This is a genomic window from Lujinxingia litoralis (genome assembly GCF_003260125.1).
Classification (GTDB): Bacteria; Myxococcota_A; Bradymonadia; order Bradymonadales; family Bradymonadaceae; genus Lujinxingia; species Lujinxingia litoralis.
In genome coordinates, this window is record NZ_QHKO01000001.1 from 258,131 (window position 1) to 270,988 (window position 12,858).

Sequence of the window (12,858 nt, forward strand, 5' to 3'; positions counted from 1 at the left end):
CTCGCCACCCGGCGCTCAGGCCATCCGACGCGTGGCCCGGGGCACCAGGGGCGGCAGGGGAAGGTCGAGCACATCGCAGAGCGCGCGCAACAACTCGATCTCCTCCACCGTCACCCGGCCATCGCCCAGCACGCAGTGCGAACAGGCGTTGATCATCGTGCGCTTGATCCCCAGCGAGGAGCGGGAGAGACGATCGAGCACCTCGCCAAGCTGCGGATAATTCACCGGACCCCGCCACCCGTAGCGCATCCGCCCCTGAATCTGGGGAGGGAGCACGTCGACCCCGGCCCGAAACGCCGCGGCGGCCTCGCTCTCATGCTCGTGCCCGATCGCGGCCAGCGTGCTCAGCAAGAGCTCGATATCCGGGGCCAGCCCGTTAAACGAGGCAAAGTCCACCCCCTGCCGCGCCGGACGCCCCAGCGCCACCTCCAGGCGGTGCATCAACACCTTCTGCACCACAAACTCAAAGAGCGTGACCTGGCCATCGGCAAAGATCAGCCCGCCGACCAGACGCTTAAACACCTCGTACTGCCCCGGGGTCATCCGCCGCAGCGTGGGCAAGAGCAGGTCGATCACCGGCAGACGAAACTCCGCCTCCAGCGCCCGCACATGCCCCCAGAGCCGCTGCACCTCGCGCTCCACCCCGGGGGAGGCCTCCTGACGCAAAAAGTCGATCTGGGGGCGGCGCCCCACCGGTGTCGGGTCCATCAACATCGCGTACACCAGCGAGGTCGCGCCCAGCACCTCGGCGCGGGCCTGCATCACCGGCTGCGGCAGCTCGGTGAGCAACGAGGCGCAGTACACCAGGCGCTCCGGGCCCGGGTTGCCGATCATCGCTACCACCTCGTCGGCCCCGATCGCATAGGAGAGCTCGCGCTCCCCGGCCGCCCAGTCGTTGCCTCCGACCCGCGGGGTCTCCCCGGTGGGCCGGGGCGCCATCGCCGCGCCGGGTGCCGCCGCCGGCGCTGAGCCGCCGGCCGCCGCCGGCACCACCCCGACCTCGCCAGCGGCGGCCATCATCATCACGCCCGCCGCCGCACTGCCCGCCCCGGCCAGCGACACCTGCCGGGCCTCAACCGCGGCCAGCGCCGCCCCCAACTCATGGAGATCCGAGGGATGAAAGCCGGGATCCCAGCGCCGGATCCGCGCCTCGATCGGCGGGTGAGAGTCAAAGATCCCTTGCAGCGAGGCCTTAAAGCTCTTGCTCACCGCGCCAAAGCACATATGGCTCACCTCTTCGGCCCGCGGCGATACCAGCGCGGAGCCGGCCTGATGGGCCGCGATTTTCTTGAGCGCCCCGGCCAGCCCCACCGGGTTGCGGGTAAACTGCACCGCGGCGGCATCGGCCAGAAACTCCCGCTGACGCGACACCGCGCTCTTGATCATCCGCCCGAACATCACCCCGAGCCAGCCCCCCACCGCCATCACTCCGCCCACCACCAGCAGCGCCGCGGTGGCGCCCCCATCCTTGCGAGTGCGGCGCCCGGAGCGCAGCGCCGCCTCCACCAGCACGCGCCCGGCGATCGAGATGATTAAAATCCCGTGCACCACCCCGATCAGGCGCACGTTCAGGCGCATATCCCCGTTGAGAATGTGCGAAAATTCATGCGCGATCACCGCCTGCAGCTCGTCCCGCGTCAGCGTCTCCAGCGCCCCTTGCGTCACGGCGACGGCCGCGTCGTTGATCGTGTAGCCCGCGGCAAACGCGTTGATCCCCTGCTCATCGGGCAACACGTACACCCGCGGCACCGCCAGCCCCGAGGCCAGCGCCATCTCCTCGACCACGTTGTAGAGCCGGCGCCGCAAGGGATCGGCCGCCGCCGCGTCCACCTCCTCCCCGCCCAGCTCCTCGGCCACCACGCTGCCCCCGGCGTTGAGCTCCGAGATCTTGTAAAAACTGCCGCAGCCCACCACCACCAGGGTCATCACCAGCGACCACCCCACCACCCCCCAGTCCAGCAGCGCCACCGGCGCCCCGGCGTACTGCCCGCCGCCGACCAGGGTCAGGTTGGCATCCACCGCGTTGCCCGAGAAGAGGTAGAGCTTCACCGCCATCAGCGGCACGTAGGTGACCGCCGTCAGCGCCACCACCGCCAACGCAAAAAGCCCCACCAGATAGCTCGTGTTACGCTTCGCTGTATCCTGCTGCGCAAAGAAATCCATCGATGACCGCCTGCGTTACGCGATGTCTGACTGCGGCGCGCGCGGCCCTCACCGACCCGCGCGCCCCTGGCCCGGCGCCTGAAGGCGGCTCAGCTAAAGCTCACCCGCACCGCCTCACGCTCCACCGGGTTCTGCACCTCGAAGAGCATCGCGGCCTGAAAGCCCATCGTCGCCGCGAAAAGCACCGCCGGAAAACTCTCCCGCGCGGTGTTGTAGCTGGTCACCGCGTCGTTGAACGCCTGACGGGCAAAAGCCACCCGGTTCTCCGTGGAGGTCAGCTCCTCCATCAGGTTGGTCATCGTCTTATCGGACTTCAGGTCCGGGTAGGCCTCCGAGAGCGCGAAGAGCTTGCCCAGCGACCCGGTCAGCGCCGCCTCGGCCCCGACCAGCCCCTGAATCGCCTGCGGATCGCCCGGGTTCTGCGCGGCCTTCTGGCTGGCGGCCTGCGCCCCGTTGCGCGCGGCGATCACCGCCTCCAGCGTCTCGCGCTCATGGGCCATAAAGGACTTGGCCGTCTCCACCAGGTTGGGGATCAGATCGTAGCGCCGCTTGAGCTGCACATCGATCTGCGAGAACGCGTTGCGAAAGCGATTCCGCAGCGTCACCAGGCGGTTGTAAATCCCCACCCCGAAGAGCACCAGCCCCACAACTCCGACCAAAAACACACCGAGCAGAACAAGAATGATTCCCATCGCCGACCTCCAGGGTTCGCACACGCGTAAGGTAAAGCGCCCGACCGCCGGGCTTAGGGCCCTTCAATGAGCCCGTGAATGCCTTCATCCGTGCGCGAAACCTAGCTTTCCGCCCCCGGAAGTGTCAATCAAGCCCCCTCGCCAGCCGCCTCCCCGGCACGAAACGCCCCCGACGCCCGTACAGGTCCTCCTCGCCAGAAAGAAACGCCCTGTACCGCCGTACATCACCCTTTCCTGGCCAGGAATTACACCTGTACCGCCGTACATCACCCTTTCTTGACCAGGAATCGCACCTGTACCGCCGTACACCACCCTTTCCTGGCCAGGAATCGCACCTGTACCGCCGTACACCACCCTTTCTTGACCGGGAATCGCACCTGTACCGCCGTACACCACCCTTTCTTGACCGGGAATCGCACCTGTACCGCCGTACACCACCCTTTCTTGGCCAGGAATCGCGCCTGTACCGCCCTACGCACCGATATGCGGCCCGGGCGACGCCCGGCCCTTTCCTTGCGCCCCCGCTCCGGGGTGTGGAATGGTGCGCGCCATCGTCCCCCGGTCCTTCGCTCAACGCCCTCCGGGCCCCCAACGCTTCTTAAGGAGTCCTCCCATGCAGATCCTGGTCATCAACTGCGGCAGCTCATCGCTCAAGGCCGATGTCCGCGAGCACGCCACCGGCGAGTATGTGGCAAAGATGGTGATCGACCGCGTGGGGAGTGAGGCGGCGACCCTGCGCTTTGAAGACGAGGAGCCCACCCCACTTCCGGGCGAGGTCGGACATAAAGAAGCGCTGGAGATCTCGCTGACCCGCCTGCTCCAGCGCCTGAGCGACCCGGAGGCCATCACCGCCATCGGCCACCGCGTGGTGCACGGCGGCGCCCGCTTCACGCGCCCGGTCCTCATCGACGACCAGGTGGAGGCGGCCATCGAGGAGCTCAGCGCCCTGGCCCCCCTGCATAACCCGGCCAACCTGGCGGGCATCCGCGCCGCCCGCGCCCTGCTCCCCTCCCTGCCGCACGTGGCCGTCTTTGACACCGCCTTCCACGCCACCCTGCCTCGCCGCGCCCGGGTCTACGCCCTGCCTCACGAGCTGGCCGAGGACCCGGGGCTGCGGCGCTTCGGGTTTCACGGCATCAGTCACGCCTACGTGGCCCGCCAGGCCGCCAACTACCTCGATGCCGACATGCGCGACCTGCGCCTGATCACCTGCCACCTGGGCAACGGCGCCAGCGTGTGCGCCGTGGAATTCGGTCGCTCCATCGAGACCTCCATGGGCCTCACCCCCCTGGAGGGCCTGGTCATGGGCACCCGCAGCGGCGACATCGACCCGGGCCTGCTCTTCCACCTGATGCGGGAGTACGACTACAGCGCCGAGGAGCTCGATCACCTCCTCAACCACAAAAGCGGGCTGGCCGGGCTCTCGGGCATCGGCAACGACCTGCGCGACATCGAGGCCCGCGCCGCCGAAGGCGACGAGCACTGCCGCCTGGCCATCCAGGTCTTCGCCCACCGGGTACGCAAGTACATCGGGGCTTACGCCGCGATCATGGGCGGGGTCGACGCCATCGTGTTCACCGCCGGCATTGGCGAGAACAGCGCGCTGATGCGCCACCGCATCGCCCAGCGCCTGGACTTTCTCGGGGCGCGCCATGACGAGGACCGCAACCGCGAGCTGCGCCTGCCCTCAGGCCCGGCGGTCGAGCGCATCTCCACCCCCCACTCCCGCACCCACCTGCTGGTGGCCCGCACCGACGAGAGCCGGGCCATCGCCGAGGCCACCTCGCTCATCGTGCTCAAGAGCGACGCGGTCGCCCGGGCCCAGCGCCCGATCCCGGTGGCCGTCTCCGCGCGCCATATTCACCTGACGCAGGAGGCCGTCGAGACCCTCTTTGGCCCGGGCTACCAGCTCACCCCGCGCAACGACCTCTCCCAGCCCGGGCAGTTCGCCGCCGAGGAGACCCTGCGCGTGGTCGGCCCCAAAAACGAGTTCCCGGCGGTGCGCATCCTGGGGCCGACACGCTCGCTCAACCAGCTGGAGATCTCGCGCACCGATGAGTTCGCCCTGGGCATCGACGCCCCGGTGCGCGCCTCCGGCGACGTGGCCAACAGCCCGGGCATCCTGCTGGTGGGACCGGCCGGGGAGCTCAAACTGGAACAGGGCGTGATCTGCGCCTGGCGCCATATTCACATGACCCCGGACGACGCCGCGCACTTCGGCGTGCACGACCGCGACGTGGTCGAGGTCGCCATCACCGGCGGCGATCGCGACCTGACCTTTGGCGACGTGCTCGTGCGGGTCAAAGACAGCTACCGCCTGGAGATGCACATCGACACCGACGAGGGCAACGCCGCCAACCTGGGCCGCGGCGCCACCGGCACGCTGATCTCCACCGAGGGCCGCGCCCAGCTCCAGCGCCGCGCCACCCGCTACGACACCGTCGACGCCGCCGCCGAATAAGCCCCCCTCTCTCCCCGGGGCTCCTCTCTCCCCCACACTCGGGGGAGGGAGGGCCCTGATTTGAGCTGGCCCCCTCTGGGGCGATGGTATAGCACAGAGGGGAGTCTTCCCCCTCCTACCTGACCTCGTGAGCGCCCTATGAATGGCTACATCGAGCTCAATCCCTCGTCCTTTTTTGCCGCGGTCATCGTCCGCAACGACTCCAGCCGAGTGCTCTCGCGCCTGGGCCACGATCACGTCGTTCGTGCGCTTCCCGAGGCCTCGCGCCTGGAGCTGAGCACCGCGCCGCTGGAGGCGATGAGCTTCGAGCTGCACTTTGCCGCCGATCGCCTCGTCGTCGATGACGCCCCGGACCGCAGCCGCGTAGGCCTCGGCGCTCCGGTCAGCGACAAAGACCGCCGCGCCACCGCCGACAACATGCTCTCCAAAGGGCAGCTCGACGCCGGCCGCTTTCCCCGGCTCAGCTTTGCCTGCCGCGGCGTGCAGCCCGGCTCCCCGGCCACGCTCCTGGCCAGCCTGACCATCCGCGGCCATCAACACGCGTTTGACTTCCCCCTGGACCTCCACGTGGATCAAACCCGCATTGAGGCCCGCGGCCAGGTCGAACTCACCCACGCCGACCTGGGGCTCAAGCCTTATCGCGCCCCGATGGGCGCGCTGCAGAACCGCCCCGAACTTACCTTCGTGGTCGAGCTCAGCGCCGACCTCCACCCCCTGAGTTGAGGCCTCTTCGCCTCGCCACATGCTCTTGGAGTCCCCATGTCCGAAGGACGTGATCGCATTCTTCTGGCCGCCGAAGAGCTCTTTGGCACCTACGGCTTTGACCGCGTCAGCGTACGTGACATCGCCGAGCGCGCCGAGGTCAACAAGGCCCTGATCTTTTACCACTTCAACAGCAAAGACGAGCTCTTTGAGACGGTGCTCCTGGGCTACTTTGAGAGCCACACCGAAGCGCTGCGCGAGGCCTGGACGACCCCGGGCCCGATGCGCGAGCGCCTGCACACCATGATCGACGCCTATGTCGACTTCATCGCCCATCACCGCGCCTGGCCGCGCCTGGTCCAGCATGTGGCGGCCACCGATCACAGCGAGCATATCCCCACCGTCCAGCGCGGCCTGCAACCGATGTTTGAATGGGTCTCCGAGGTCCTAGACGAGCTCGCCACCGACGAGGGGCCCCTCTCCCGGCGCAACCTCTTTGAGACCGTCGCCGGCTCGGTGCTGCATCACTTCACCTACGCCTCGGTGCTCGCGCCGATGTGGGGCGGTGATCCCTTGAGCCAGGCCAACGTCGACGAGCGCCGGGCCCACCTGCACTGGCTGGTCGATGTGCTCCTCAACGCGCTGGAAGAGCGCGCCCAGCACTAACCCCCCGGCCCGCTCAAGGCTCGCCACGGGGGCCTACGCCGGGGGCTTCTCAAACCAGGCCACCAGCTCCTGGATCCGCTCGCGGTACACCGCGTTGCGCACGTAGTAGGCCATCCGCTCAAATTTCGAGAAGTCGACCCCGCCGCTGGTATCCGGCCCCGGCCCCCGCTTGAGCCGGCGAAAGGCCTCGGCACGGCCGGGCTCCTCGCGCTGCGCCACCAGAAAGCGCGCCACCGCCTCGGCCTGCCAGTCGCGAATCTGCCAGCCCCCCCCGTCGCTCTCGATCAACCCCATCACAAAGAGATCGTCCTCCTGCGGATGGAAGATGTTCAGGTAGAGCCGGGGCGCCTTGCCCGAGCCCCAGGGCAGGTATTTCTTGTCTAAAAAGGGAAAGGTCAGCCGGTAGCCGGTGGCCATGACCACCACGTCGTACTCCTGGCTCGTCCCGTCGACAAAATGCACCCGCTGGCCCTCGAAGCGCGCCACGTTGGTGCGCACGGCCACATCACCGTGGCCCAGGTGGTAGAGGAGCTGGGAGTTCACAATGGGGTGACTCTCGTAGAGCTTGTGATCGGGCTCGGGAATCCCGTACTTGCGCGGGTCCGGGGCGATCCGCCGCAGCAGCACCGTGTCCACCCGCTGCTTCAGCCACATCGGCAACTTGAGCTTGCCGGAGCCCGACCCGAAATCGGCCGCCGGCACCCCCAGGATGTACTTGGGCACGATGTGGTAGCCGCGGCGCATGGAGAGATCGACGCTCCGGGCCCGGTGCACCGCGTCGATCGCGATGTCGCACCCGCTGTTGCCCGCCCCCACGATCAACACCCGCTTGTCCTCAAAGACCTCCGGGCTGCGGTAGTCGCAGGAGTGAAAGAGTTCGCCCTCAAACTCCCCGGGAAACTCCGGCCAGTTGGGGTCGTTGAGGTGCCCGTTGGCGATGCAGACCGCGTCGTACTTAAACGCCTCGCCATTCTCCAGGGTGACCCGCCAGCCCCCGCCCTCGCGCTCCACCTCGGCCACGCTCACCCCGAAGCGAATACGCTCGTAGAGCCCGAAACGCCGGGCGAACTCCCGAAAATACGCCAGCACCGTGCGATGACAGGGGTAGTCGGCCACCTCCTCGCCAAGCGGAAAGTCGTCGAACTGCGTGGAATTCTTCGACGAAATCAGGTGCGCCGACTCATACATATTGCTGAAGGGCGAATCGATGTCCCAGACCCCGCCCACGTCCTGCGCGCGCTCAAAGTGATCGTAGAGCACCCCGTTTCGAGCCAGCGCCCGGGCGGTGGCCAGCCCCGCCGGCCCGGCGCCGATGACGCAGACGCGCTGCCCGCGGTCCACCAACTCCCCGCGGCGAGCCTGCGGGAGATCCGGGGCCAACATCGTCTGGGCGCCGCGCTCCTGGTGGGTGATCTCCTGCAGCTTCGCTCCGGGCTCGCTCATGGTTCATCCTCGCGTTGACGTCTGTGGGGTGGAGTGGCTAAAACACTAACCTAACGGTTAAGAACGTCAAGCCCCCTCTCCCTCTGTGCTGATCCGCCCGGGGTGTCCCATGCGCGAGAGCATCGACGCGATCGATCTCCACTTCGATCCCGCCAGTCTGCTGGCGCTCAACCTCATCCTGGGGCTGATCATGTTCGGGGTCGCGCTCTCGCTGCGCGTCGAAGATTTCCGCTACGTGCTGCGCCACCCGAGAGCCCCGCTGGTGGGGATGCTCGCGCAGTTTGGCGTGTTGCCGGCCGCGACCTGGGGGCTGACCCTGCTCCTCGATCTGCCGGCCAGCGTGAAGCTGGGCATGATCCTGGTGTCGTCCTGCCCGGGCGGAAACGTCTCCAACTTCATCGCCCACGTAAGCCGCGCCAACACCGCGCTCTCGGTCTCGGTGACGGCGCTCTCCACCAGCGCGGCCCTGATCATGACGCCGCTCAACGTGAGCTTCTGGGGCTCGCGCTCCCCCGAGACCCGGGCCATTCTCCGCGAGCTGAGCCTGGAGCCGACCGACATGCTGCGCAATATCCTGGTGTTGCTCGGCCTGCCCCTGGTCGCCGGGATGCTGCTCCGCCGCTACGCCCCCCACCTCGCCAGGCGCGCCGAACGCCCCTTCAAGGTCCTGGCGCTGGGGCTCTTTGCGCTACTGATCCTGGTGGCGTTTCGCGCCAACATGGCCGCCTTCATCGCGGTGATCGGAGTTATTTTTCTCCCGGTAGCCCTGCACAACGCCCTGGCCTGGGGGATCGGCTACACCGCCGGGCTCCTGGCGCGCCTGCCCCCGCGCGATACCCGCGCGCTGGCCATCGAGGTGGCGATTCAAAACTCCGGGCTGGGGCTGGTGTTGGTCTTTGGCTTCTTTGCCGGCCTGGGCGGCATGGCCGTGGTCGCCGCCTGGTGGGGCATCTGGCACCTGGTGGCCGGACTCTTTATGGCCGCCCTGTGGTCCCGTCGCCCCCCGGCCCTCTCCCCCACCTCTCCCATCTCACCCCGCTGAGTTCGGGCGGCCCCCACGCCCGAGCTCACTCTTGTTCCCGCACGATGGAATGACGCTGCCTATGACCACCACAAACGCCCCCGCCGCCGACACGATCCTCATCACCGGTGCCGCCGGCTTTATCGGCGACGCCCTGCTGCGCACCCTGTTTAGCGATGCCGACGGCTTTGAGCGCATCATCGCCACCGACATCCACCCCCTGGCCAGCGACCTGCCTCCCGACTCGCGCCTGATCGAGGTTCGCCAGGACATCCGCGATGCCGACGCCCTCCAGGCCCTCTTCCTCGCCCATACCCCGCGCGTGGTGGTGCATCTGGCCGCGATCGTCACCCCGCCGCCCGGCGAATCCCGAGCATTTCAGTACGAGGTCGACGTCCTGGGCACGCGCAACGTCATCCAGGCCTGTGCCGCGGCCGGGGTCCGCCAGTTTATCTACACCTCCAGCGGCGCGGCCTACGGCTACCACCCGGATAACCCGCCGGCGCTCAAAGAGAGCGCCCCCCTGCGTGGGAACAAGGTCTTTGCCTACGCGCACCACAAGCGCCTGGTCGAAGAAGACCTGGCGCGCGCCCGCGCGCGCCATCCCGAGGTAGGCCAGCTTATTTTTCGGGTCTCCACTGTGCTCGGTCCCCGGACCGACAACCAGATCACCGGCCTCTTTGAGCAGGCGCTGGTCCCGGGCATCCGCGGCGCGGACTCCCCCTTTTGCATCGTGGCCGACGTCGATGTGGTGGCGGCCATCCGCCGGGGCATCGCCACCGGAGAGACCGGCATCTACAATCTCACCGGCGACGGCACGCTGAGCCTGGAAGCCATCGCCCACCGCCTGGGTCGGCGCTACCTCCCCCTGCCTGAGCGCCTGGTCAAACGCGCCCTCGGAGAGCTCCACCGCCGGGGCATCGGCCCTTACGGCCCGGAGCAGGTCCTCTTTCTCAAACACCGCCCGGTCCTCGATAACACGCGCCTCAAATGCGAGTTCGGCTTCACCCCAAGCCTGACCACCGAGGAGGCCTTCGAGCGCTACCGTCAGGCCCGGGAGGCCTCCGGGCCTCACACCGTGCTCCTCACTGGCGCCGGCGGCGGCCTGGGCTACGAGCTGGCCCGCGTGCACGCGCAGCGAGGCGACCGCCTGGCCCTCTTGGACCACGACCCGGTGGCGCTGGAGCGGGCGCTGAGGATGGCCCGCGCGCTGGGCGCCGAGGCCATCGCCCTGCGCGCCGATCTGCGCCGGGCCGAGGACTGCCACCAGGCCCTGACCCGGACCACAGCGACCTTTGGCAACCTGGACATCCTCTACAACAACGCCGCGATTCCCTCGCGCCAACGCTTCGACGCCGGCTCCACCGACGAGGTCCAGCGCCTGCTCGACGTCAACCTGATGGGCGCGGTACGCATCACCGAAGCCGCGCTGCCCTGGCTCAAAGCCTCAAAAGGTCGTATCTGTGCCATCTCCAGCGTGGCGGGCTTTGCCCCGCTGACCGGGCGCACGGCCTACGCGGCCAGCAAGCACGGCCTCCACGGGTTCTTCACCTCGCTACGCACGGAGCTCGCCAGTCAACAGGTCTCGGTCACCCTGGCCTGCCCGGCCTACATCAAGACCGCCTTTCGCCAACACGCCCGGGACAACGCCCCGGAACTCGCGGCCTCCCGAGTGGCCCGCACCATCGTGGAATCCACACTGCACCGTCGCCGCCTGGCGCTGATCGGCTCCACGGCCCACCTGGCCTACTGGCTCCACCGCCTGAGTCCGGGCCTCTTTGAACACCTGATGCGCCGCAGCGTCCGCGACGAATTCCCCCTCTAACCCCCCTCTCCTCGAGCTCCCCGAATCTCATCATGACCCAACTCCCCCCCATCGCCACTCGCCGCCTGGGCCAGACCGGCCTCAACGTCTCCCGCATCTGCCTGGGCACCATGATGTTTGCCGACCGCACCGGGCTGCCCGAGGCCAAAAGCATCGCCGACCTCTGCCTGGACCACGGCGTCTACTTCTGGGACACCGCCGACATGTACAGCCGCGGCGGCTCCGAAGCGATGGTCGGTGAACTGATGGCCGGGCGCCGCGATCAGATCGTGCTGGCCACCAAAGCCTGCCGCCCGATGAGCGAGCGCCCCAACGACCGCGGACTCTCCGCGCGCCACCTGATCGCCGCCTGCGAGGCCTCGCTGCGCCGCCTCAACACCGACTACATCGACATCTACTACCTGCACTTCACCGACCCTCAGACGCGCCCCGAAGAGACGCTGCGCGCCCTCGAAGATCTCGTGCGCAGCGGCAAGGTCCGCTACGCCGGCGTCTCCAACCATCAGGCCTGGGAGGTCGCCGACCGCGTGGGGCTGGCCCGGGCCCACGGCTGGCAGCCCATCGACGTGGTGCAGCCCCTCTACAACATCCTCAACCGCGACATTGAGCGCGAGCTCATCCCCATGGCCGAGCATTACGGCATGGGCGTGGTCACCTACTCCTCGCTGGCCCGCGGCGTGCTCACCGGGAAGTACCGAGCCGGCGCCGCGCCCCCCGAGGGCTCGCGCCGCGCCCGGGGCGATGTGCGCCTGAGCCAGGCCGAGTGGCGCGCCGAATCGCTGGAGCTCGTCGAGGAGCTCCGCCCTTTGGCCGAGCAACGCGACGTCCCCTTAAGCCAGCTCGCCACCGCCTGGACACTGGCCAACCCCCTGGTCGACTCGGTGATCATCGGCCCGCGCACGCTGGCCCAGGCCCGCGACGCCCTCCAGAGCGCGGCGCTCCGATGGGACGACGAGCTGGAGCGCGCCATCGACGCCTTAAGCCCCCGGGGCACCCACACCGGCCGCGAGATCCCCGATCAGGAAGTCTTCCCCATCCGCGGTCGCCCGACTCAGTACCCCACGTTTAAGTACTGACGGCAGCGCTCGGCCAGATCGTTGCGTGGCTGAATCTCCACGCAACGCTGGAAATGGGCCCGCGCGCGCCGGTCGCCGGCCTCCTGCAGGATCTTGCCCAGGTTGAAGTGCGGCTCCTGGTAGTTCTCCGGGCATTTTTCAATGGCCAGTCGGTAGTAACGCACCGCCTCCATCGCGTTGCCCATCGCCTCGTAAACGAGCCCCTGGTTGTTGTCAGCCAGACACATCTGCGGCGCCAGGAAGGCCGCCATCCGGAAGTGCTCCAGCGCTTCGGCGAAACGACGCTGATTGTAATAGGCCCAGCCCAGGTTGTTGTGGGCGAGCTCCGGGGTGGTGTAGAGCGTCTCATCAATCAGGGTCAGAAACTCCGCCTCGGCTTCTTCCCAGCGCTCCATCGCCAGGTAGACCGTCCCCAGATTATTGCGCGCGAAGTGGAAGCTCGGCTCCACGCGCAGCACCTCTTTGAAGTGGTTCACCGCTCGCCGATAATCGCGTCGACCCATGTAGATGATGCCGAGCAGGTAGTTGGCCTGGGTGTGGTCCGGGTTCAGCTCCAGCGCCCGGGTGAGCTCGCGAATAGCGTGAGTCACCTCGTTGGCCTCGAAGTACCCGGCGCCCATGTCGTAATGAAACTGGGCATCTTTCTGAATCTGGTCGGCCTCGGCCCTGGCCTTGCCGGCGGCGCATCCAACGCTCACGCTGCACATCGCCGCCAGCACCAGCAGCCAGATCACACGCATCATAGGACTTGCCCTCATCGTCTCGCTCTCCCACTCTTTTGTGCTCGCCACTTTTGGGGCTCTACCAAA

General features: G+C 67.8%; 10 protein-coding genes. 6 read left to right on the forward strand and 4 right to left on the reverse strand.

Annotation, left to right across the window (positions count from 1 at the left end; all coding sequences use genetic code 11):
* Nucleotides 1–15 precede the first annotated feature (15 nt).
* Together DL240_RS01080 and DL240_RS01085 are read right to left on the reverse strand one after the other, a co-directional pair.
* On the reverse strand, nucleotides 16–2,163 hold the full coding sequence (locus tag DL240_RS01080; RefSeq protein ID WP_111728007.1) for a M48 family metallopeptidase: 2,148 nt from the start codon (nucleotides 2,161–2,163) through the stop codon (nucleotides 16–18).
* Between the two features lie 89 nt (nucleotides 2,164–2,252).
* A complete protein-coding gene (locus DL240_RS01085; RefSeq protein WP_111728008.1) occupies nucleotides 2,253–2,855 on the reverse strand; it encodes a LemA family protein in 603 nt (200 codons plus the stop codon).
* Between the two features lie 613 nt (nucleotides 2,856–3,468).
* Here DL240_RS01085 and DL240_RS01090 point away from each other — a divergent pair.
* The 3 genes from DL240_RS01090 (at nucleotide 3,469) to DL240_RS01100 (ending at nucleotide 6,684) form a co-directional block, all read left to right on the forward strand.
* Nucleotides 3,469–5,316 carry an acetate/propionate family kinase gene (locus DL240_RS01090; protein WP_111728009.1) on the forward strand — a complete coding sequence of 616 codons (1,848 nt, stop codon included), beginning with the start codon at nucleotides 3,469–3,471 and terminating at the stop codon, nucleotides 5,314–5,316.
* 138 nt (nucleotides 5,317–5,454) lie between these two features.
* Nucleotides 5,455–6,039 (forward strand): YceI family protein, encoded by a 585-nt coding sequence (locus DL240_RS01095; protein WP_111728010.1) that lies wholly within the window; start codon nucleotides 5,455–5,457, stop codon nucleotides 6,037–6,039.
* A 36-nt stretch (nucleotides 6,040–6,075) separates the two neighbouring features.
* On the forward strand, nucleotides 6,076–6,684 hold the full coding sequence (locus DL240_RS01100; RefSeq protein WP_111728011.1) for a TetR/AcrR family transcriptional regulator: 609 nt from the start codon (nucleotides 6,076–6,078) through the stop codon (nucleotides 6,682–6,684).
* Between the two features lie 33 nt (nucleotides 6,685–6,717).
* Here the strand turns inward: DL240_RS01100 and DL240_RS01105 are convergent, their stop codons facing one another.
* Nucleotides 6,718–8,127 (reverse strand): flavin-containing monooxygenase, encoded by a 1,410-nt coding sequence (locus DL240_RS01105; RefSeq protein ID WP_199589691.1) that lies wholly within the window; start codon nucleotides 8,125–8,127, stop codon nucleotides 6,718–6,720.
* Nucleotides 8,128–8,236: 109 nt separating this feature from the next.
* Here DL240_RS01105 and DL240_RS01110 point away from each other — a divergent pair, with 109 nt between their 5' ends.
* The 3 genes from DL240_RS01110 (at nucleotide 8,237) to DL240_RS01120 (ending at nucleotide 12,049) form a co-directional block, all read left to right on the forward strand.
* Entirely contained in the window at nucleotides 8,237–9,169 is a 933-nt protein-coding gene (locus tag DL240_RS01110) for a bile acid:sodium symporter family protein (RefSeq protein WP_111728012.1), read from the forward strand.
* Between the two features lie 61 nt (nucleotides 9,170–9,230).
* Complete coding sequence (locus DL240_RS19865) at nucleotides 9,231–10,973, forward strand: SDR family NAD(P)-dependent oxidoreductase (RefSeq protein ID WP_199589692.1); 1,743 nt, start codon at nucleotides 9,231–9,233, stop codon at nucleotides 10,971–10,973.
* Nucleotides 10,974–11,005: 32 nt separating this feature from the next.
* A complete protein-coding gene (locus tag DL240_RS01120; protein ID WP_111728013.1) occupies nucleotides 11,006–12,049 on the forward strand; it encodes an aldo/keto reductase in 1,044 nt (347 codons plus the stop codon).
* Here DL240_RS01120 and DL240_RS01125 read toward each other — a convergent pair.
* Nucleotides 12,025–12,792, reverse strand: a complete 768-nt coding sequence (locus tag DL240_RS01125; protein ID WP_158542271.1) for a tetratricopeptide repeat protein — start codon at nucleotides 12,790–12,792, stop codon at nucleotides 12,025–12,027. The genes DL240_RS01120 and DL240_RS01125 overlap by 25 nt on opposite strands.
* Between the last annotated feature and the right edge of the window lie 66 nt (nucleotides 12,793–12,858).

Bases quoted from the DNA above. Each gene is read 5' to 3' on its own strand.
- DL240_RS01120 (WP_111728013.1), top strand. From the start codon at position 11,006: ATGACCCAACTCCCCCCCATCGCCACTCGCCGCCTGGGCCAGACCGGC.
- DL240_RS01100 (WP_111728011.1), top strand. From the start codon at position 6,076: ATGTCCGAAGGACGTGATCGCATTCTTCTGGCCGCCGAAGAGCTCTTT.
- DL240_RS01080 (WP_111728007.1), bottom strand. From the start codon at position 2,163: ATGGATTTCTTTGCGCAGCAGGATACAGCGAAGCGTAACACGAGCTAT.
- DL240_RS01085 (WP_111728008.1), bottom strand. From the start codon at position 2,855: ATGGGAATCATTCTTGTTCTGCTCGGTGTGTTTTTGGTCGGAGTTGTG.
- DL240_RS01090 (WP_111728009.1), top strand. From the start codon at position 3,469: ATGCAGATCCTGGTCATCAACTGCGGCAGCTCATCGCTCAAGGCCGAT.
- DL240_RS01105 (WP_199589691.1), bottom strand. From the start codon at position 8,127: ATGAGCGAGCCCGGAGCGAAGCTGCAGGAGATCACCCACCAGGAGCGC.
- DL240_RS01110 (WP_111728012.1), top strand. From the start codon at position 8,237: ATGCGCGAGAGCATCGACGCGATCGATCTCCACTTCGATCCCGCCAGT.
- DL240_RS01125 (WP_158542271.1), bottom strand. From the start codon at position 12,792: ATGATGCGTGTGATCTGGCTGCTGGTGCTGGCGGCGATGTGCAGCGTG.
- DL240_RS01095 (WP_111728010.1), top strand. From the start codon at position 5,455: ATGAATGGCTACATCGAGCTCAATCCCTCGTCCTTTTTTGCCGCGGTC.
- DL240_RS19865 (WP_199589692.1), top strand. From the start codon at position 9,231: ATGACCACCACAAACGCCCCCGCCGCCGACACGATCCTCATCACCGGT.